This is a genomic window from Francisella halioticida, assembly GCF_002211785.1.
In the GTDB taxonomy this organism is placed as follows: Bacteria; Pseudomonadota; Gammaproteobacteria; order Francisellales; family Francisellaceae; genus Francisella; species Francisella halioticida.
In genome coordinates, this window is record NZ_CP022132.1 from 1,809,465 (window position 1) to 1,828,910 (window position 19,446).

Here is a 19,446-nt window from a genome sequence, read left to right on the forward strand (position 1 = left end):
TCATAAAAAATGAAAAATATCATAAAACCCTAGCTATAAGAAGCATTTAAGAAAATAATAGCTTTTTTGTCAATAGGCATTGAAAATTGACCCCTATAGGCACCGAATTTTTGACCCCCTAGAGGACCTAAAATGACTGATTTTTAGTCAGTCAAAATCATCTGTTTTATTTCCTATTTTTAAGTCTAAAACTATCATTGCCAGTTTCAATAATTTCACAGTTAAAAGTTAAACGATCTAGCATAGCTGAAGTCATCTTCTTATCACTAAAAATCTGTGTCCATTCTCCAAAAGATAAATTTGAAGTTATAATCAAAGATACATTTTCATGTAACTTACTCAGAAGGTGGAATAATAAAGCTCCTTCAGACTTTGAGAAAGGTAAATAGCCCAATTCATCTAAAACAATCACATCCATTGATTTTAACTTTTCCGCAAGCTTTCCCGAGTTATTGTTTAACTTCTGCTGCTCTAATTGGTTAACCAAATCAACGATATTGTGAAATCTTGCTTTCCTACCTAATTTGACTATTTCTCTAGCAATGGCTATAGCTGTATGAGTCTTACCAGTGCCAGTACCACCAACTAAAATAATGTTACGCTTACTATCTACCAAACCTGTGCTTTGTAAGCCTATAAGAACGTAAGCCAACTGCGTTGGCAGCTGTGGTTTAGTTTGTGCTAGTGGTCACAATTATCAATTAACTGTAAATATTTAGATATTTTTCCTTTATCTTCGAAGTGATCTAATTCAAATTTCTTACAATCAGGACGACGATATACATCATTATATTTATCACCATATATTTCATATATTTTAATCCAAAACTCATCAACAAAGTTTAACTAACCTTCAGCAAATTCTTGGATAACTACTTGAGGGAATAATTTATGGTTTTTAGCTATATCTCGTAATACTTTCTGTATCATCTTATTATGAGAATGTTTATGCTTCAATGTTTAAAATATTTTAAATATAATTATTTATTATCTAATAGACTTTTATACATTACAATTCGAACTCCATCAAAAATCAAAGAAGTATTACAAATTGGTAAATCATGGCTGAAATACTTCGAAGCTCATAAAACAGATATTAGAGATGTTGAGCTAGAAAACATGACTAATATTATGAGCTGTGGCTTACAGGTTAGAGGATATAAGCAATTTGTATGCCATACTAAAGGCTGTCATCATACTAAGAAAATATGTTTTAGCTGTAACTGTAGATCATGTCCTATACTACCCCAATAAATTAAACAATATTTTCAATTATTTAGTTCCCATCTAAGCCGCCCGTTTTTCCAATAAGTTATCGTAATAAAATTCCATAGGTTTTTTATAATTGATAGACTCATGAAATCTTCTATTATTATAAAAATCTATATAATCATCCACATCGTTTCTTAGTTCAACAATGCCAGGATATTGATTTAAATAAAATCTCTCACATTTGGCACTTCTCCAAAATCTTTCGATGCAAATGTTATCAGTTGCTCTACCTTTACCATCCATAGATATAGTAATTTTTTTATCCAATAATGTTTGGATATGAATGTTAGATGTGTACTGGCTACCTTGATTAGTGTTAAATATTTCTGGTACTCCATATTTATACAGAGCTTCATTTAAAACTTTCATAACTAAACTACTATCCATAGTGTTGGATATCTCCCAACTTAGTACAGCCTTAGAGTACCAATCAATAATAGCTGCCATATAAACTGTGCCAGCATCAGTCTTAATATATGTAATATCTGTAGACCAAACTTGATTAGGTCTCAATATGCTTAAACCTTTTAGTTTGTAACTATAAATAGCATGCTCTTTGTTAGGTTCAGATAAGTTTAAGTTTGGTTTTTTCACCGCCAATATAGCTTTGATGCCTAACTCTTTACGATATTTTTGTACTGTGTTCTCACAGATGCTAAACCCATCTTCTATTAATTGCTTATGAGCTTTTATATAGCCGTAGCAGGGAATCTCCTCATGTATCTGTATAAGCTTTGCTTTTACTTCTTCTTTATGTTCGTTAACCACAGGCTTGTAATATAAACCAGCTCTAGAAACTTCTAATAAGAAACTTTGTTTTACAACAGATAATTTATGCTTAGGATCAATCATCGCTTTTCTATCAGATAATCCCAAGCTTACGAGTTTTCCCTCAAGAAATTCCTTCTCAATTGTTAGTTGTCCAACCTTCTTAGAATACTGATCTATCTTGGTTTGAAGCTTTGCATTGTCTTTTTTATATTGTGATACTGATTTGGATGGATCCATTGCCAACTCAGCATTTTCTAAAAAGGCTGTTTTTCAATTATTTATGTTTTTGGGCGTAATATTATATTTTACTGATAACTGTGTGATTGTTTGATCTTTCCCCAATACTTCCAAGACAACTTTAGTCTTAAATTCAACGGTATATATTTTTCTCTTATTACTCATTTACATTTATCCTAAATTGCTCATTTATAGTTTAGCTACTTTAGGAACTAAATTCTCAAAATTGTTGTTAAAATTTCATGGGGTATTATAAAATCGTAAAATCAAAATTACTATACATCAAGGAGTCATCAAAACTTCCGTCTCAATAGTTGATTGTACAAAACTTTTCATTGCTTATGCTAATTGGGCTCTAGAATAATTATGATATAGTGCTCACTCTAATCGTTAATTTCTGATTCTAGACCTTGTTCGTATCTATCTGAATCGAAATCAATAATAAATATCACTTAACATAGTTAACCAAAACCATAAAAGGAATGCATATCTAATGCCACACTATAACTAAATATTATGTTTCCACAACTCAAACATCCTATTCGCAACAACTCTATTTGCTTTTGCTGTTGGATGACAATAATCCCAGCATAAATATTTTTCAGGATCACCTAAAATCTCTATATCATACTGAATATTACCTAATGAATCTGCTCCACCATAACTATCTATACAAGCATCTGTAACATTTTCAAAACCATGCTTTATTGGATTATCTATACAATCATTTAATAATGTAAAAAAATCAAAAAGCTTAAGATTTACTTCTGGAAAAAACATTTGTAAATCCGCTACTCTATTTCTTAATAAACCATTTTGCAAATTTATATTTAGTTGTAAATAAGATTTAAAAAATTTACCTACCCAATTAGATAAATATTCCTTATATCCAGGAGCTCTTGTCACATCTGGAGTATTCCAAACTATTATATTTTTTGCTCCCATTTTAATAGCTTTTCTAAGTATTTTTTTTAAGTCTCTAGCGACTCTAAGTTTTGCTGTTAAGTTTATATACGGTATTTCGTTATAAACAGTAAACATAAAGTTATTAGCCCCACCATTTATAATAACCATATCATCATTAGCAAACCTTCCTTCTTTATTCTCAAATCTTGCTAACTGCTCAGATACAGCAAATGAATGATGTTTAAGTAAAGAAGATGGATTTGGTCCATGCGTTAATGCCCCACCTATTGCGTAACTTTTATGCTTTACTTGATCCGATTTTTGCTCTTTAGTGATTAATTCAGCTAAATATTCAGTAGAAACAAGACCATTAGAAAATCTTCCTTCAAAATAGGGCTTCCCTGGTATATCAAGAGTTTTAATAATATTACCATTATCTAAAAGACTATCACCAAAAACTACAAGTCTATTTATATTCATATCCTTTACTAATCCTTATATTCAAAAAAATTGACCATCCAATAAGCCATTATCAAACTATTATCTCTTATTCTTAAACTCTCTAAAGCATGTTGAAATTCATTTTTAATATCATCTTGATATTCCTTTATTAAAGCATGATTATGAACTTTTAACATCTCTGGGTGTGCTTGGATTCCTAAAATATGATTATTTATACAGAACATCTGTACTTTACAATAATCACTAGTGCTTATAAGCTCAGCACCTTTGGGTAATTCTACAACCATATCTTGATGATAAAACAACAAACTTAAGTAATTATGAAATGGCTTCATCCAGGGTCTCTTGGTTAAAACCTTAACATTTCTCACTCCTACTGCAAAACCTTTAGGTCCTCTCTCAACTCTGCCACCTAAGGCTTGAGCTAATATTTGATGTCCAAAACAGATTCCAACTATTTTTTTATTTTTATTATACAGTTTAACTATCTCAGATTTTAACTTAGCTATCCATGCTAGATTGTCAAACGCTGTAGCCTTACTACCTGTTATTATGAAACCATCATAAACATCATAGTTATCTGGATATTTTTGCTCAGTTACGTCAAAAATATCTAAATCAACAACTATCGATAGTTTAAAAAATAAATTTGCGAACATATCAGGATAATTTCCTCCTGAAACTATCCTTCTATGCTCAGGTATATGATCTGTTTGTAAAATTGCGATTCTCATATTTTATTGTTTGCTTTATAACTATTTTATTAACGCTTCAAATAATATTTTTTTAAATTCTTCTGTAATTTCAAAAGTATATGTATGGGATTTGCTCCCTAAGCGAGAACCTTTTATCTTTAGCAAATTTTTATCTTTAGTAATGTCTTTAATATTTATCACATCAGCTTTCGCATCATCTAAAATTTCTGCTTTACGTTTCCAATTACCTCTATACCTTGTGATCGCTGTACGATAAGAACCTGATATCTTATGTTCCAAAGCTTTTTTGACAAACTCCTGTGCTCCTTGAGGAATTTCCTCAGCAAATTTCTTTAGTTCATAAAGAGTTCTTACATCTTCAATAATTCCTTTTCTAGATAATTCACGAATATTTTCATCTGAATTAGAAATTTTAAGACGCATTGAAATCCAACTATTATCTCTACCTAAAACTTTAGCAATATCAGATTTCTTCATTTTTTTATTATCTATCAAATCTTTTAAGGCATCAGCTTCTTCAAAAGGTGAAACACTTTCACGTTGATCATTCTCTAAAAGTTGCAGAAGTACAATACTAGCATCAGTCTCTTCTTGTCTAACTACACAGGGAATAGTTGTAAGCCCTGATTTTTGACTTGCTAAATACCTTCTCTCACCTGCAATTATATAATGTAAACCATCATCTTTTTTGGTTGTAACTATAATTGGCTGTATCACACCATTTTCTTTGATACTTTTAGCTAAGGAGTCAATATTTTTAAAAGTTTTACGTGGCTGATCTTTATCTGGTTGGACAATACTTAATGATAGCTCAAGAAGCTGGCCTACTTTACTAGTCTGCTCATTGAGTTCTTGTAGCTGCATTGCTCTAAGTATATCTTTTTTTTCTTGCCCTACAGTATCATGAACTTTTTGATTAACTTTACGATTCATTAAAGATACTTTCTTAGACATCATTTTCTCCAAAGAATTCGGTTATTTCTCCAGCAAGCTTCTTAACTTGTACATGAACTTTGCTTTGTTTCGCATAATCACCAATATACACGCCCTCAGCTTCGGACTCTATAAACTTAACACTTTGAGAAACATAAGCTTCAAAAAAATTACCATCTTCTTCAAAAAAATCCATCAAACTTTTTGACATATTAGATTGCATCTGGACTCTATTTGCAAAAAACTTATATGGTTTATCTGCTGTCAAAGCTAAATCTTTAGCCTCAATAAGTCCTGATAGATCCATACCACTAGGTGAACATGGAATAACAACCAAATCAGATAATAAGGCTGATTTTAAAGCTGCTGTTTGAAAGTTTGGAGGCGTATCAATAACAATATAGTCCAAGCCTAACTTTAATTCAGCAACCTTCTCACGAACACTTTTCTCATCTAGGCTATAAATAAATTTTTTAGAATCATCATTTTTTGTCATCCACATATATGCATCTGGCTTATCTTTGTCCATATCTACCATAGCAACTTTATAACCTAACTCTTTCAACCCACAAGCAATATTTATAGCTGTTGTAGTTTTGCCAGAACCACCTTTTTGTTGAAGCAAAGAAATTACTTTTGCATTTTTTTGATTCATTTTTTTTAACCTTAAAATATATAGCTTTATTTTATTTAAATAAAATACTTAAGGAATTATAATCTATATTTGTCTGCTATAAAACCAACTTTTATACATTAGCTATTGATAAGCGGAAGATTTTCTTATATTTTATTAAATTACTGACGGGTGTTTCCCTAAGTACTCTTTTATAAAAAATTTATTCTAAAGGTTAAAAATGGCAAAAAACTTAGTAATTGTAGAGTCTCCAGCAAAAACAAAGACTATAAAAAAATATTTAGGAAGTGACTTTGAGATCCTAGCATCTTTTGGACATGTACGTGAAATACCATCAAAAGATACCTCGATAGACGTAAATGATAATTTTAAAATTAAGTTTACAACTAATGATAGAAGTAAAAAACATTTAGATGCAATCAAAAAAGCTGCTAAAAATGCAAATAGTATTTATCTGGCTACAGATCCAGATAGAGAAGGTGAGGCGATATCATGGCATGTCAAAGAAGTTTTAAAAAATGCACGTCTACTTAAAGATAAGAGCGTTTATAGGGTAAGTTTTAACGAAATTACAAAATCAGCTGTTACTAACGCCATAGAAAATCCTAAAGAGCTTTCTATGGACTTAGTAAATGCTCAAAAAGCACGTCAAGCTTTAGACTTCTTAGTAGGCTTTAACCTATCTCCATTATTATGGCGTAAAATCACAAGTGGTTTATCTGCAGGAAGAGTTCAAAGTCCAGCACTAAGAATGATTGTTGAACGTGAAATAGAACGTGAGATTTTTGTCAAAAAAGATTATTGGAGTCTAACCGCCGATACATTTAAGAAGAAAAAAATTCTGGCTAGTTTAATTGAGTTTGATAATACAAAAGTTGAACAGTTCACTTTCACAAAAGACAAAGATGCAGAGAGTGCAAAAACTACTATCTTAAAAGATGCTAACGGCTTTTTAATTGTTGATGGAATTACTGAAAAGAAAACAAGAAGAAATCCTTACCCACCATTTATAACGTCAACCCTACAACAAGAAGCTTCTAAAAAGCTTGGTTTCACTGCAAAAAGAACTATGTCTACTGCTCAAAAACTATATGAAGGTATAGACTTAGGAAATGGTGAGTCAGTTGGTCTTATTTCATATATGAGAACTGACTCAACAAATCTTTCAAATGATGCTCTTAACGATATTAGAAATTTTATCGAGTTAAAATATGATAAAGACATGTTACCAACTAGCCCTAGAGTTTTTGGTAAAAAATCTCAAAATGCTCAAGAAGCTCACGAAGCTATTCGTGTAACTGCTGCAAATAGAACTCCTGAATCAATAAAACAACGCTTAACTGCTGATGAATTTAGACTATATAGCTTAATTTATAATAGAACTATTGCTTGCCAAATGAAACATGCAACTTTAAATAGTACTTCAATTGATTTAATTACAGAAAACAATAAACATAAGTTTAGAGTGACAGGAACTGTTATCGTTGATGCTGGATTCCTAAAAATCTACAATGTAGAAAAAGATGAAGATGATAAAGATTCTGATGATGAGGTAACTTTACCTAAGTTTGAAAAAGGTGAAAAAATAAAACTTAATGACATTCTTGTTAAAGCTCACTCAACAGAGCCTCCTCCTCGCTATACAGAAGCATCTCTTGTAAAAGCCTTAGAAAAATATGGTATTGGTCGACCTTCAACTTATGCAACAATTATCTCTACCTTACAGCAAAGAGAATATGTCGAAGTCGAAAAACGTCGTTTTATACCAACTGATAAAGGCCGCATTGTAAACAAGTTTTTAACAGAATACTTCAAAAAATATGTTGAATATTCATACACTGCAGGCTTAGAGAAAGAACTTGATGAAATTGCACATCATAAAAATGATTATTTAAATGTTCTAAATAACTTTTGGAACCCATTCATTGAAAGAATCAACAAAATCTCCGAAGATGTTTCACGTAAAGACGTAGTTACTGAAGAGCTTGATGAAGACTGTCCTGAATGTGGTAGCAAACTGTCTTCTCGTTTAGGTAAAAATGGTAGGTTTATTGGCTGTACTAACTATCCAACTTGCAAATATACTCGCCGTGTTGATAGTGATGGTAAAGAAATTGAGAAAGAGGAACCTACTATTGTTGAGGGTAGAAAGTGTCCTGAATGTGAATCAGACTTGCATATCAAACAAGGACGCTATGGTAAATTTATAGGCTGCTCTAACTATCCAAAATGTAAACATATGGAACCACTAGAAAAACCTAAAGATACAGGTGTTATTTGTCCTAAATGTAATAAAAATCATATTGTTGAAAAAAAATCTCGAAAAGGTAAAGTTTTCTATGCTTGCTCAGGATTCCCTAAATGTAAAAATGCTTACTGGTACCCACCGATAAAAGAGCCTTGCCCTAAGTGTAACTCTCCTATACTTCTACACAAAACAACTAAAAAAGATGGTGAGCAAAAAGCATGTCCTAATATAGAATGTGATTATGCAGTACCTTTTGAAGATAATAAATAACATATTTTTTGATATCTATATCTATTTATTACCTACAAAAAAACTCATTCTATAAAATTAATTTAGTAAAAATCAATTACTCTAAAAAGCACGATATTATATCCACATTGGTGGAAAAATAATAGACAAAATAACTATGCAGAATAAGCTAGCAATTATTGCTAAACTAATTACTAAATAACTAGTCCTTGACATATTTATACTATCTATAGTTTGTGTTTTTTTAGCAAATATAGACAAGCAAAAACCAAACACAAATACACAGCCAAATAACCCAAGAGATGTTTTGAACATCGCATTTAACATACCATCTATCATTCCAGCTGCCAGCATCATTATAAATATGCAATAATACGGGTTTGAACATATCTCTATTCTATTTTTAAACAAATTTTTAATACTTGTAATAATAACTATCGCAGCCGCTATAAATGCCGTAATACCCCACTGTGACCAGATTTCAAGTAATAGGTTATGGGGATAACCAGCATAAGCATATTTGGTAACGGCTATATAGTTCCACTGACCTATACCAGTCAAAGGGTGACTAATTCCAACCCAAAAAGCTTCTTCCCATACGGGTATTCTTCCACTTGTCCCATATCTCAAAAGATCTGCTGTTGAAGCCACTCCAGAATGTACTCCCGCCATAATAAGATTAGTATAAAATAAATCAAGTAAATAACCACAAATTAGTGCTGATATTACTAATGTAAATGTTAATTTAAAGTACTGACGAGCAAAAACAAAAACCAATGGTAGTATAACGATATACTCTGCAAATATTGTTCTAAACGCATGATTAATTAGTATAAACCAAGAAAGAGTTAAAGCTATAAATGCTCCCATCTTATATATAGGTTTTAAATCAACAAACCACGGTAAAAATAGAAGAGGCAAAAACCAACTAAAATAATTATCTAAGAAACGAGGATTTAAACAGTTATACATATATAGTAAAACTGTTTGTATATTCCCTGCTATAACAGAGCCATATATTGAATAATTTGCCAGAAATAACTGTAGAAATAAAGCTCCTCCAAAAAATATCAAAGATAACAATATAATCGTAAAAAAAAATTGTATACTTTTAGCATTATCCCTAACATAAGTTGCTATAAATAAAACACAAAAAAATTGTAAAAATGTTACAGCAACGCCTTTAAAAGCTATTGATGGTGATATAGCAAAAGCAGATGAAATAATTCCAAATATAAAAAATACAGTTATTGCATATTGAGTCAGCCTAGAGAAGCTTTTAAATAGCTCTATTACTTTTGATAGTAGCTGCTTATTTAGCAAAACAGCAGCACTAACTATACAAAGGCTATAATAGAAAATATAATACCTATCTATAAACAGATAAATATTGACTGAACGCAAATCATTAAAATATTTACCTTTCTCGCCTGATATTGGCAGTATATTTAATGATGTGTAATGCATAAATGGCATCAAAAACACAAAAAATATTGATATCGCTAAAAAATAAAAAACACAATCACTATATTTTATTTTATTATAAATTTGCTTCATAGATATTATTTTCAAATTAAAAGATTAATTAATGTAATAAGTTTAGCAAAAACATAAATTTTATTCTTTGGAAAAATTAGAAATTCTAGTTATTTGATGGCGCTAGAACCTTTAGCTAAGATAGAGTTATCTGATTTATTGACAACCGTAGCTGTCCACTCTCCCTGACAAACTTTAGCATCGCTAAGAACACTTTGACTATCAACTGTAAGATCTTGAGTATCCTTAAACTTAGTAATAGGGAAAGAAGTGCTATAACAATTAGTATTTTTAGGTGCTGTCCATGTTAAATAAATCGTTCCCTGAGGTGCTCCATTCCAGTTTGTAATAATTTTGGCATCAATTTCATGCGTTTTAGGCTTATATTTCAAATTTAATGTTGCTGTCGGTTTATCTACAGCTAAATTTTCACCATCTTGATCAGGGTTATCTAAGTGATCATCAGGATTAACTTTTACTGAATTATCAGAATCATATAACCCACTAATAAAAGAACTATAAGATTTACTAAAAGAATGATAAGTATCACTACAACCAGCTAACCATAGAGCTATTATACAAAGTACTATTTTCTTCATTAATTTTACCTACTTTCCTATTTTTTGAGATTAACTTTATTATTACAGACAATTTCTTTCTTTTTTTTGTTGAACCTCTTTGCCAGCTCTATCAAACAACTTTCTTTTGCTCAAATTATATTCCTATTCATACAGCCAATGATTAAAAAACTAGAAAAACAAATATAATCAATAAGCAAAATATTTTCTTCATAAAAATTTAATCAATTTCTAATACAAACTATATTTTAACATTTGGTAGAAACAAGTAAAGAAGATTAATAATATATAAGAACAAAATTAAATTATTTATTATTAACCTTTAGTTGACTAATCTGCTGAGATATTTTTGAAGCCTCATTTGCCTGAGTTTGTGATGTTGTTTTTAAATCGTTTATCTTAGCTTGATATTCATTAGCTTGAGCTCTATATTTATTTATTTTCTCATCTAACTGTACTTTTTCCAAAGTTTTCTGCACTAGCTCTTTATTTACGGCAATAGCACTACTATTGTTAGGATCCTTAAACTGAGAGTACGCTGCTTTTAAATCTTTTATGTCATTAACCATATTATTGGATTCTTTTTGCAAAGTATTTGCTTCTTGCCTATATTTCACAATCTTAGTACTTAACTCATCTACATTTGCTAAATCTTGCGATGCTTTATGATTAAGCTGTTCTTGAGTCTGCTGTAACTGTCGTATTTGTTTTTCTTTGGTGGATGCACAAGATGTCAACGCAGTAGCTGCCACCACAAGCATTGTGGATGCTAATATAACCTTTTTCATAAATTTGAAACCTAATAAAATCAATATTAACCTACACTATACCAAAGTATTAAGTAAAAACACAAGAGAATGAATTTAATTTTAATAAAGAAAAGGAATTTTTAAAGAAAGACTAAACAGTTATTGAATCTGTAGCAATTACATTTTTATCAAAGACAACATTTGCAGTCCACGTACCATGGCAATATTTTTTACCTTGCTTGATCTCAACAGATGCCCATGTCTTATCTTTCTTATCACTATATTTAGTAATTGGGAAACTAGTATTATAACACTTAGTACCTTTAGGAGCTTCCCATTGTAGCTTGATACTTCCTTGTGGGTTATTGTTGTATGTAGTATATATAGTAGCTTTAATTTGATCTTGATCGTTTTTCTTAAGGCTAATTGTGGCTGTTGGTGCAGTTGTATCAGATTCTGTGGCTGTTTTAGCAGCATCTTGAGTTTTTGCTTGAGCTTCAGAATTTTTTGCATCTTTGCTATCAAAACCTAAAGTTGAACAGCTAGCTAATCCAATAACAGCTAAAGTAATTGCACTTAATTTAACTATATTTTTCATAAACGATACTCCTTTAAAGTAGTTTTATATTTTTTTAATACTCAATAGGATTATAACAACAATAACAACAGAAAAACAAACTATTTAATAGAGTAAAAGAATCTAATTTTATATATAGATTTATAATTATAATGTCCCCAGAAAAAGCTACTGATTTTAGAAAGATTTTTATTCCTAGATGTTAAACTTAACTAGATAAATTAGGAAATAGATAAATGAGTAAAAAAAGAGTAACGTATACAGCTGATTTTAAAGCTAAAGTAATTATAGAATTGCTAGAAGGCGATATGACAGTTAATGAGATAGCAAGTAAGTATGATTTACTTCCTAAAAACGTGCACAATTGGAAGCAGCAATTTTTATCTAATGCTTGCTTAGCATTTGATAAAAGCTCTGTTGTTAAGGAGTATAAGCAGGAAATAGATGAGCTTAGAAAAGATAAAGATGCAACAAGTAAAAAACTAGTCGAGGTAATAGTAGAGAGGGATTTTTTAATGGGAAAGCTAAAAAGCTTGGTATCATCAAATGATAGAGTAAACTCTGTAGATACTAAGCTAGAATTATCTTTAAATAATCAGCTTAAACTATTATCTGTATCTAAGAGTGTGTACTATTATACACCAATATCAAAATTTAGTAGTAATGATGATATTAGACTATTAAATGCAATAGATTTGATACATACTAAACATCCATATTATGGTACGAGAAGGCTAGTAAAGTTGCTAAATAGATTAGGATTTCTAGTTGGAAGGAAGCTAATCAAAAGTGCTATGGAATTAATGGGTATTAAGGCATTGTATCCTAAAAAAAAGACAACTGTCATTAATAAGCAACACAAGAAATATCCATACTTACTTAATGTATTTAAAAATGAGACGAATCAGGTTGTTATAGATAAAGCTAATAAGGTATGGAGTGCTGATATCACGTAGAATGTGGGTATGCATATTTAGTAGCCATAATAGATTGGCATAGCAAGAAAACACTAGCTTAGAAGATTTCTAATACTATGGATACACATCTAACAACTAGTGTGTTAAAAGAAGCGTTATTTAAATATGGTAAACCTGATATCTTTAACTCTGATCAAGGAACTCAATATACAGCAAAAGAGCATATTAAAATATTATCTGATAATAAAATAAATATATCTATGGATGCTAAAGGAAGATCTATAGATAATATTGCAATTGAGAGATTTTGGAGAACACTGAAATATGAAAATGTTTATCCTGCATCATATATAACTATGAAAGAGGCTAAAGTAGGTATCAAAGAATATATTGATATTTACAACAATGAAAGACTACATTCTAGTATTGGATATATGACTCATGATGAAGTATATTCTGGTATTTTAGATGCTGCATAAAAGCAAGGAATAAAAATATTTTATAAAGTGGTATTGAATAACAGGGACAGTTTACAGTTTCAAATAAATACTTTCATTAACTAAAGCCACTTACCAAACACAATACTCTTAATTATAGCCAAATATAAAACTTTTGAAAGAGTATTTATTCTTTAAATCTCAAATAATTTTAGAATCGCTATATAAATTAGTTTAAACAAGGCGCATTTACCCTGATGGTTTATTAAATAATAATACAACTAACATTACGATTTTCATTAACTAAAAGATTATATGTTTTACACGCAACATCGCTCGCCATAAAATCAATACTTTTACCTTTTTTAGCTAGTTCACTAATTAACTCAACGGGTGGTAAAACTTGTTTTTTGCCAGTCCCTATAATTACAATCTCTGGATAGCTCTTAAGAATAAGTTCTAAATGGCTCATTTGAATATCTTCAAGATCATTTATTTTTTCCTGATAGTCAAGAACCTCTTTTGAAGATAAAATAAGAGGATAATTGTACTCACCAATATTAAGCCTAAATGTACCATTTATATACTCCTTAAAAAAAACTGGCGCAATAACCTTTTCTTCTTGTAAACTCATCATAGTAGAAAAACCTTGATTTATAATAGTATAGTTATCATATTAATAAATTATAACTTATCAATATCATATCTAAATAATATTTTAAGGTGATTATGAACTCAATAACTCAAAATACTAACCTGCCTAACCTTTCACAATTTAAAGTAGATGAAGTAAAATCTACTATAGATTCTTTATTAGAAATGGTTAATGACAATTTAAAACAAGCTTTAAAAATTCAAAACCCAAACTGGAATACCCTACTAAAGTTAGAAGAAAGTGACGAGAAAATCACTCAAAATTTTTCTTCTATTTCTCACATGAATGCTGTTTGCAATACTAAAGAACTTCGCGAAAGCTATGAATATGCCATAGCTAAGCTGACTAAGTTTTATACAAAAGTTGGTCAAAATAAAGAATTATACAATTTATACAAACAGATTCAGAAACAACAGCTTAATAAAGAACAATCCCAAGCAGTACGCAAAGCTATAGTTAGTTTTGAACAATCTGGAGTAAATCTTGATGAAACCAAAAGAAAACGGCTACAAGAAATATCCCAAGAGTTGGCCCAATTAAATTCAAAATTTGAAAATAATGTTTTAGATGCAACAATGTATTGGATATATACTACAAGTGATGAAAAAGAGCTTGAAGGTTTATCTAGTAACACTATTGAAGCTGCAAAAGCTAAAGCAAAGCAAAAAGAACTATCAGATGATTATGCCTTTGGTATTGATATACCTACATATCTTGCAATTCTGCAGCAAGCAGATAATAAAACTCTAAGAGAAAAATTCTATAAAGCATACTGCACAAGAGCATCAAAAGAAGCCGAGAACAAAAACTTTGATAATGATAGAATAATAGAGCAAATACTTAAACTGCGTATTGAGAAATCTGAAATTATAGGCTTTAAAAACTATGCTGAAAGCTCTCTTCTCACAAAAATGGCGGAAACTCCTAAGCAAGTCTTAAAACTTTTAAACAATCTCTTAGAAAAATCGACTCCACAAGCAAAAAAAGATCTTAATGAATTACGTCAGTTTGCTGGAGATGCATATTTAGTTGATGGATTTCAACCTTGGGATACTGCATATTACTCTGAGAAGCTTAAAAAAGCTAAATTTGATTTCACAGAAGAAGAGCTAAGAGAATATTTTCCCCTAGAGAAAGTTCAACAAGGTCTATTTACTATACTTAATAAAATATATGGCTTAGAAATACGTGAAAATACAGAATACGCAAAATATATCGATGAACAACAAACTTTTGATTTTTATAAAGATAATAAATATGTAGGTAGCATAATTTGTGATCTTTTTGCAAGAGATAATAAACGAGGTGGTGCTTGGATGGATGGATCACGTACTGCATTCATTAATTCAGATGCTCAAAAACAAAAACCTGTAGCTTATGTTAACTGTAATTTTTTACCTCCTTCAAAAGATGGCGCAAACTTAACTCATAATGATGTGGTCACACTTTTTCATGAGTTTGGTCACGCCCTACATCATATACTATCTCAGGTTAGTATACCTTCTATTTCTGGTACAAATGGTGTTGAGTGGGATGCTATTGAATTACCAAGTCAGTTTATGGAAAATTTCTGCTGGAGTGAAGAAGGTCTAGAACTGATATCTGATTCTCGTGATGGTAAATCATTGACTAAAAAGCAAATAGATAAACTTGTTGGTACAAGAGAGTTTCATGCCGCTTTAATGATGGTTAGACAACTTGAGTTTGCTATCTTTGATATGAATATTCATTATAAAAAACTAGTAACAGTTGCAGATGTCCAAAGTGAGCTAGATGGTGTAAGAGAAAAAATAAACCTGATAAAAACTCCTAGTTATAATAAATTCCAGAATAGTTTCTCTCATATTTTTTCTGGAGGGTATGCTGCTGGATACTATAGTTATAAATGGGCAGAAATACTATCATCAGACGTTTTCTCTCGTTTTGAACAAGAAGGAATACTTAGTGATAAGGTTGGTCAAGATTTACTTGAAAATATTATTTCAAAAGGCTCATCACGTGATGCTATGGATAACTTTGTCGCATTTATGGGTCGTAAACCTAATGAAGAAGCTCTACTTAGACATAGTGGAATTAAATAAACTATAAATTCCTTTTATTTTTATGATGTTAATCGAACTATACACTCTTTAATTAAATCTTCTAACTTATAGCATCTTAGATTATCTTTATTCGAACCAACCCATAGAGAATTATAGTTAAAATTATTATTTTGCTTAGCTAATCTTCTTAAATTAGATGTATGATAATGCTGTATAGGAAAATCATAATGATGATATTGGCCTTTATAAAAATCCCCAATAACTCCTCTAGCAAATCTGCCTGTTGTATTTTTAGAAATATAATTTTTATCAAAATTATCAATAATATATCTTTTTGCTTTCTCATAAAGTCCACTTAAATTACTCATCATAAAAATACTTCCCATCTGCACATAGTTACTGCCTAGAGCAAAATATTCTTTCATATTTTCAATTGATATACCTCCTGAAGCGATAATTCTAACGTTATTATCAAACTTAGATTTAGCTTGGACTATCAAATCACGTGTAGATAGTTTATTTACTCTATTTGCTATAAATTAAGCTTGATGGCCTCCAGCTTCATTACCTTGAAATATCAAAGATCTTATACCTTTATTAACAGCTAGCTCAGCCTCCTTGATGCTCGTGACTGTGGCAATAACTTCTATATTATGGTTTTTGAAGTGTTAGTATAGACTCCATGGATAATAAACAAAATGTTGTACTTACTATAGGTACAGAATTTGCTATTATACATTGAACATATTCTTCTTCAGGTATTGATTCAGGAACTTTAAAGCTTAAATTAAACTGTCCCTGTTATTCAATATCACTTTATAAAATATTTTTATTCCTTGCTTTTATGCAGCATCTAAAATACCAGAATATACTTCATCATGAGTCATATATCCAATACTAGAATGTAGTCTTTCATTGTTGTAAATATCAATATATTCTTTGATACCTACTTTAGCCTCTTTCATAGTTATATATGATGCCGGATAAACATTTTCATATTTCAGTGTTCTCCAAAATCTCTCAATTGCAATATTATCTATAGATCTTCCTTTAGCATCCATAGATATATTTATTTTATTATCAGATAATATTTTAATATGCTCTTTTGCTGTATATTGAGTTCCTTGATCAGAGTTCAAGATATCAGGTTTACCATATTTAAATAACGCTTCTTTTAACACACTAGTTGTTAGATGTGTATCCATAGTATTAGAAATCTTCCAAGCTAGTGTTTTCTTGCTATGCCAATCTATTATGGCTGCTAAATATGCATACCCACATTCTAGTCTAATATACGTGATATCAGCACTCCATACCTTATTAGCTTTATCTATAACAACCTGATTCGTCTCATTTTTAAATACATTAAGTAAGTATGGATATTTCTTGTGTTGCTTATTAATGACAGTTGTCTTTTTTTTAGGATACAATGCCTTAATACCCATGAATTACATAGCACTTTTGATTAGCTTCCTTCCAACTAGAAATCCTAATCTATTTAGCAACTTTACTAGCCTTCTCGTACCATAATATGGATGTTTAGTATGTATCAAATCTATTGCATTTAATAGTCTAATATCATCATTACTACTAAATTTTGATATTGGTGTATAATAGTACACACTCTTAGATACAGATAATAGTTTAAGCTGATTATTTAAAGATAATTCTAGCTTAGTATCTACAGAGTTTACTCTATCATTTGATGATACCAAGCTTTTTAGCTTTCCCATTAAAAAATCCCTCTCTACTATTACCTCGACTAGTTTTTTACTTGTTGCATCTTTATCTTTTCTAAGCTCATCTATTTCCTGCTTATACTCCTTAACAACAGAGCTTTTATCAAATGCTAAGCAAGCATTAGATAAAAATTACTGCTTCCAATTGTGCACGTTTTTAGGAAGTAAATCATACTTACTTGCTATCTCATTAACTGTCATATCGCCTTCTAGCAATTCTATAATTACTTTAGCTTTAAAATCAGCTGTATACGTTACTCTTTTTTTACTCATTTATCTATTTCCTAATTTATCTAGTTAAGTTTAACATCTAGGAATAAAAATCTTTCTAAAATCAGTAGCTTTTTCTGGGGACATTATAAATCTATTACTTTATTTTTTTGTAAATGCTCTTCTGCTCTAACTATATTATGATTTTTGTCATATGACTTTGATTGATTAACAAACGGCTCAATAAATAGATTTATTCCAAAAACTGATCCTATCTTTAAAGATTTCTTTACCTCTAATATAAACTCTTCTAGCTGCTGAATACTTAAATATCCACTAGAAATCATACCTAACATACCACTATTACTTACCACTGATACCATCTCAGGAGTAACAATCCCTCCAGCCATAGGAGCTTGAATAATATTAAACTTTAACTTTTCTAACATATAGAACACTCCAAAAACATCCTAAATATCAAAGCTTATTAATATATAGATTTTTAGTTAAACACAAACAATGGTACTATTTTAACAAGACAATATAAGCTTATAAAATAAAAAGTGAGCAAAACTAAATTTGCTAAAGCTGAAGAAATGCTTACTTACAGTAAACAGCAAAAACTTATAAAAACAGCAAACATTTTCTTACAACAAAATCCTGTTTATGAAAATTATGAATGTCGCTTTGATCTAATCGCAATAAATGATAACGATATTAACTGGATAAGAGATGCTTTTGTAGTAATGTGAAATAACTTATAAACCACTGCAAAGATCCGTAAAACTGCCTGTAACAAAAGATGCCTTATCGCTTAACAGCCACATAATTGCTTCAGCAACCTCTTCAGGTTTACCGCCACGGTTCATTGGTAGACTTTTTGCAATTCTATCAACTCTATTTGGCTCACCACCATCAGCATGTATATCAGTGTATATAAAACCAGGCCTTACACAATTTACACGAATGCTATCAGCAGCAACTTTTTTTGCAAGACCAGTCGTTAATGTATCTATAGCACCTTTAGAAGCAGCATAATCAACATACTCAAATGGTGCCCCTTTTCTAGAGGTCCCAGATGAGACATTAACTATAGCGCCACCTTGACCGCCTTTAGCTTTAGAGATCCTAACTATTGCTTCTTTACAACAGTAAAAATATCTCATAATATTTGTATTAATAACAGTTTTAATACGCTCACCACTCATTTCTATTAGAGGAATTTTAGTTTTTAAAATACCGACATTATTGACTAAATGAGTGATTACCCCTATTTCATTATCATTTTTTTTAAATAATTTAAAAACCTCACTTTCATCAGAAACCTCAGCTTGTATAGCAATACATTTAGCCCCTATTCTTAAAATCTCATCCCTAACTTTAAAAGCTGCGAGCTCATCACTCAGATAATTAATACAAACAGAATAACCCTTCTCTTGCTGCTTGAATTGCTGTAGCAGCTCCAATACCTCTACTTGATCCAGTACTAGTAAAACTTTATTATCCATACTCATACTTAACTTTTTTGTGATTATTAAAGAATACACTTTCAATTGGCTTCTGGAAATACATTGTAAG

Annotated in this window: 22 protein-coding genes and 2 pseudogenes; 6 read left to right on the top strand and 18 right to left on the bottom strand. The window is 30.4% G+C overall.

The window, feature by feature from the left end:
- Positions 1-166: 166 nt before the first annotated feature.
- Positions 167-652: an ATP-binding protein gene (locus tag CDV26_RS09590; protein ID WP_157671579.1), complete on the bottom strand. Its 486-nt coding sequence runs from the start codon at positions 650-652 to the stop codon at positions 167-169.
- Positions 653-948: 296 nt separating this feature from the next.
- On the opposite strand from CDV26_RS09590, the gene CDV26_RS09595 reads away from it, so the two are divergent.
- Complete coding sequence (locus CDV26_RS09595; RefSeq protein WP_157671549.1) at positions 949-1,254, top strand: transposase zinc-binding domain-containing protein; 306 nt, start codon at positions 949-951, stop codon at positions 1,252-1,254.
- Positions 1,255-1,287: 33 nt separating this feature from the next.
- Here CDV26_RS09595 and CDV26_RS09600 read toward each other — a convergent pair whose 3' ends face one another.
- The 6 genes from CDV26_RS09600 to CDV26_RS09620 all read right to left on the bottom strand — a co-directional run bounded on the left by CDV26_RS09600 (position 1,288) and on the right by CDV26_RS09620 (position 5,952).
- Positions 1,288-2,280: an IS3 family transposase gene (locus CDV26_RS09600; RefSeq protein ID WP_088773091.1), complete on the bottom strand. Its 993-nt coding sequence runs from the start codon at positions 2,278-2,280 to the stop codon at positions 1,288-1,290.
- Positions 2,281-2,313: 33 nt separating this feature from the next.
- On the bottom strand, positions 2,314-2,445 hold the full coding sequence (locus CDV26_RS13670; protein WP_169709695.1) for a transposase: 132 nt from the start codon (positions 2,443-2,445) through the stop codon (positions 2,314-2,316).
- 342 nt (positions 2,446-2,787) lie between these two features.
- Entirely contained in the window at positions 2,788-3,666 is an 879-nt protein-coding gene (locus CDV26_RS09605; protein WP_088773092.1) for an SGNH/GDSL hydrolase family protein, read from the bottom strand.
- A gap of 8 nt (positions 3,667-3,674) precedes the next feature.
- Positions 3,675-4,382: a glutamine amidotransferase-related protein gene (locus tag CDV26_RS09610; protein ID WP_088773093.1), complete on the bottom strand. Its 708-nt coding sequence runs from the start codon at positions 4,380-4,382 to the stop codon at positions 3,675-3,677.
- A 21-nt stretch (positions 4,383-4,403) separates the two neighbouring features.
- Positions 4,404-5,318 carry a ParB/RepB/Spo0J family partition protein gene (locus CDV26_RS09615; RefSeq protein ID WP_088773094.1) on the bottom strand — a complete coding sequence of 305 codons (915 nt, stop codon included), beginning with the start codon at positions 5,316-5,318 and terminating at the stop codon, positions 4,404-4,406.
- Positions 5,311-5,952, bottom strand: a complete 642-nt coding sequence (locus tag CDV26_RS09620; protein ID WP_088773095.1) for a ParA family protein — start codon at positions 5,950-5,952, stop codon at positions 5,311-5,313. The genes CDV26_RS09615 and CDV26_RS09620 overlap by 8 nt, the downstream gene beginning before the upstream one ends.
- Positions 5,953-6,151: 199 nt before the next feature.
- On the opposite strand from CDV26_RS09620, the gene topA reads away from it, so the two are divergent.
- Positions 6,152-8,449 carry a type I DNA topoisomerase gene (topA, locus tag CDV26_RS09625; protein ID WP_088773096.1) on the top strand — a complete coding sequence of 766 codons (2,298 nt, stop codon included), beginning with the start codon at positions 6,152-6,154 and terminating at the stop codon, positions 8,447-8,449.
- Between the two features lie 96 nt (positions 8,450-8,545).
- Here topA and CDV26_RS09630 read toward each other — a convergent pair whose 3' ends face one another.
- The 4 genes from CDV26_RS09630 to CDV26_RS09645 all read right to left on the bottom strand — a co-directional run bounded on the left by CDV26_RS09630 (position 8,546) and on the right by CDV26_RS09645 (position 11,889).
- Positions 8,546-9,994 (bottom strand): O-antigen ligase family protein, encoded by a 1,449-nt coding sequence (locus CDV26_RS09630; RefSeq protein ID WP_420809904.1) that lies wholly within the window; start codon positions 9,992-9,994, stop codon positions 8,546-8,548.
- Between the two features lie 80 nt (positions 9,995-10,074).
- Complete coding sequence (locus tag CDV26_RS09635; RefSeq protein WP_088773098.1) at positions 10,075-10,563, bottom strand: TUL4 family lipoprotein; 489 nt, start codon at positions 10,561-10,563, stop codon at positions 10,075-10,077.
- Between the two features lie 284 nt (positions 10,564-10,847).
- The gene (locus CDV26_RS09640; RefSeq protein WP_211276398.1) at positions 10,848-11,303 is read right to left on the bottom strand and encodes a hypothetical protein; all 456 of its coding nucleotides are present in this window, start codon (positions 11,301-11,303) and stop codon (positions 10,848-10,850) included.
- Positions 11,304-11,442: 139 nt separating this feature from the next.
- Positions 11,443-11,889: a TUL4 family lipoprotein gene (locus tag CDV26_RS09645; protein ID WP_088773100.1), complete on the bottom strand. Its 447-nt coding sequence runs from the start codon at positions 11,887-11,889 to the stop codon at positions 11,443-11,445.
- A 215-nt stretch (positions 11,890-12,104) separates the two neighbouring features.
- On the opposite strand from CDV26_RS09645, the gene CDV26_RS09650 reads away from it, so the two are divergent.
- Together CDV26_RS09650 and CDV26_RS09655 are read left to right on the top strand one after the other, a co-directional pair.
- Positions 12,105-12,824 (top strand): IS3 family transposase, encoded by a 720-nt coding sequence (locus tag CDV26_RS09650; protein WP_088773101.1) that lies wholly within the window; start codon positions 12,105-12,107, stop codon positions 12,822-12,824.
- A 77-nt stretch (positions 12,825-12,901) separates the two neighbouring features.
- A complete protein-coding gene (locus CDV26_RS09655) occupies positions 12,902-13,264 on the top strand; it encodes an integrase core domain-containing protein (protein WP_088773102.1) in 363 nt (120 codons plus the stop codon).
- Between the two features lie 223 nt (positions 13,265-13,487).
- On the opposite strand, the gene CDV26_RS09660 is transcribed toward CDV26_RS09655, so the two are convergent.
- Positions 13,488-13,859 (bottom strand): Mth938-like domain-containing protein, encoded by a 372-nt coding sequence (locus CDV26_RS09660; RefSeq protein WP_088773103.1) that lies wholly within the window; start codon positions 13,857-13,859, stop codon positions 13,488-13,490.
- Positions 13,860-13,951: 92 nt separating this feature from the next.
- On the opposite strand from CDV26_RS09660, the gene CDV26_RS09665 reads away from it, so the two are divergent.
- Complete coding sequence (locus tag CDV26_RS09665; RefSeq protein ID WP_088773104.1) at positions 13,952-15,958, top strand: M3 family metallopeptidase; 2,007 nt, start codon at positions 13,952-13,954, stop codon at positions 15,956-15,958.
- A gap of 20 nt (positions 15,959-15,978) precedes the next feature.
- Here the strand turns inward: CDV26_RS09665 and CDV26_RS09670 are convergent.
- From CDV26_RS09670 to CDV26_RS09685, 5 genes and pseudogenes are all read right to left on the bottom strand, one after another.
- Positions 15,979-16,569 (bottom strand): annotated as a pseudogene (locus CDV26_RS09670) (nitronate monooxygenase).
- A 192-nt stretch (positions 16,570-16,761) separates the two neighbouring features.
- Positions 16,762-17,364: an IS3 family transposase gene (locus tag CDV26_RS09675; protein WP_157671583.1), complete on the bottom strand. Its 603-nt coding sequence runs from the start codon at positions 17,362-17,364 to the stop codon at positions 16,762-16,764.
- 3 nt (positions 17,365-17,367) lie between these two features.
- Positions 17,368-17,652 carry an IS3 family transposase gene (locus CDV26_RS12255; RefSeq protein WP_157671585.1) on the bottom strand — a complete coding sequence of 95 codons (285 nt, stop codon included), beginning with the start codon at positions 17,650-17,652 and terminating at the stop codon, positions 17,368-17,370.
- Positions 17,653-17,790: 138 nt separating this feature from the next.
- Positions 17,791-17,931, bottom strand: coding sequence for a transposase (locus tag CDV26_RS09680; protein WP_088772134.1), 141 nt, complete (start codon positions 17,929-17,931; stop codon positions 17,791-17,793).
- A gap of 83 nt (positions 17,932-18,014) precedes the next feature.
- Positions 18,015-18,317: a nitronate monooxygenase gene (locus CDV26_RS09685; protein ID WP_088773106.1), complete on the bottom strand. Its 303-nt coding sequence runs from the start codon at positions 18,315-18,317 to the stop codon at positions 18,015-18,017.
- A gap of 117 nt (positions 18,318-18,434) precedes the next feature.
- On the opposite strand from CDV26_RS09685, the pseudogene CDV26_RS09690 reads away from it, so the two are divergent.
- Positions 18,435-18,620, top strand: a pseudogene (locus tag CDV26_RS09690) (YraN family protein); the annotation flags it as partial.
- Between the two features lie 6 nt (positions 18,621-18,626).
- Here CDV26_RS09690 and CDV26_RS09695 read toward each other — a convergent pair.
- The gene (locus CDV26_RS09695; RefSeq protein ID WP_245806435.1) at positions 18,627-19,376 is read right to left on the bottom strand and encodes an SDR family oxidoreductase; all 750 of its coding nucleotides are present in this window, start codon (positions 19,374-19,376) and stop codon (positions 18,627-18,629) included.
- Positions 19,377-19,446: the final 70 nt, after the last annotated feature.

Coding starts and splice junctions, on each gene's coding strand:
- CDV26_RS09635 (WP_088773098.1), bottom strand. CDS start 10,563: ATGAAGAAAATAGTACTTTGTATAATAGCTCTATGGTTAGCTGGTTGT.
- CDV26_RS09595 (WP_157671549.1), top strand. CDS start 949: ATGCTTCAATGTTTAAAATATTTTAAATATAATTATTTATTATCTAAT.
- CDV26_RS09620 (WP_088773095.1), bottom strand. CDS start 5,952: ATGAATCAAAAAAATGCAAAAGTAATTTCTTTGCTTCAACAAAAAGGT.
- CDV26_RS12255 (WP_157671585.1), bottom strand. CDS start 17,652: ATGGGAAAGCTAAAAAGCTTGGTATCATCAAATGATAGAGTAAACTCT.
- topA (WP_088773096.1), top strand. CDS start 6,152: ATGGCAAAAAACTTAGTAATTGTAGAGTCTCCAGCAAAAACAAAGACT.
- CDV26_RS09680 (WP_088772134.1), bottom strand. CDS start 17,931: ATGAGTAAAAAAAGAGTAACGTATACAGCTGATTTTAAAGCTAAAGTA.
- CDV26_RS09605 (WP_088773092.1), bottom strand. CDS start 3,666: ATGAATATAAATAGACTTGTAGTTTTTGGTGATAGTCTTTTAGATAAT.
- CDV26_RS09650 (WP_088773101.1), top strand. CDS start 12,105: ATGAGTAAAAAAAGAGTAACGTATACAGCTGATTTTAAAGCTAAAGTA.
- CDV26_RS09685 (WP_088773106.1), bottom strand. CDS start 18,317: ATGTTAGAAAAGTTAAAGTTTAATATTATTCAAGCTCCTATGGCTGGA.
- CDV26_RS09695 (WP_245806435.1), bottom strand. CDS start 19,376: ATGGATAATAAAGTTTTACTAGTACTGGATCAAGTAGAGGTATTGGAG.
- CDV26_RS09660 (WP_088773103.1), bottom strand. CDS start 13,859: ATGATGAGTTTACAAGAAGAAAAGGTTATTGCGCCAGTTTTTTTTAAG.
- CDV26_RS09615 (WP_088773094.1), bottom strand. CDS start 5,318: ATGTCTAAGAAAGTATCTTTAATGAATCGTAAAGTTAATCAAAAAGTT.
- CDV26_RS09600 (WP_088773091.1), bottom strand. CDS start 2,280: ATGGATCCATCCAAATCAGTATCACAATATAAAAAAGACAATGCAAAG.
- CDV26_RS09665 (WP_088773104.1), top strand. CDS start 13,952: ATGAACTCAATAACTCAAAATACTAACCTGCCTAACCTTTCACAATTT.
- CDV26_RS09610 (WP_088773093.1), bottom strand. CDS start 4,382: ATGAGAATCGCAATTTTACAAACAGATCATATACCTGAGCATAGAAGG.
- CDV26_RS13670 (WP_169709695.1), bottom strand. CDS start 2,445: ATGAGTAATAAGAGAAAAATATATACCGTTGAATTTAAGACTAAAGTT.
- CDV26_RS09655 (WP_088773102.1), top strand. CDS start 12,902: ATGGATACACATCTAACAACTAGTGTGTTAAAAGAAGCGTTATTTAAA.
- CDV26_RS09675 (WP_157671583.1), bottom strand. CDS start 17,364: ATGGGTATTAAGGCATTGTATCCTAAAAAAAAGACAACTGTCATTAAT.
- CDV26_RS09640 (WP_211276398.1), bottom strand. CDS start 11,303: ATGCTTGTGGTGGCAGCTACTGCGTTGACATCTTGTGCATCCACCAAA.
- CDV26_RS09645 (WP_088773100.1), bottom strand. CDS start 11,889: ATGAAAAATATAGTTAAATTAAGTGCAATTACTTTAGCTGTTATTGGA.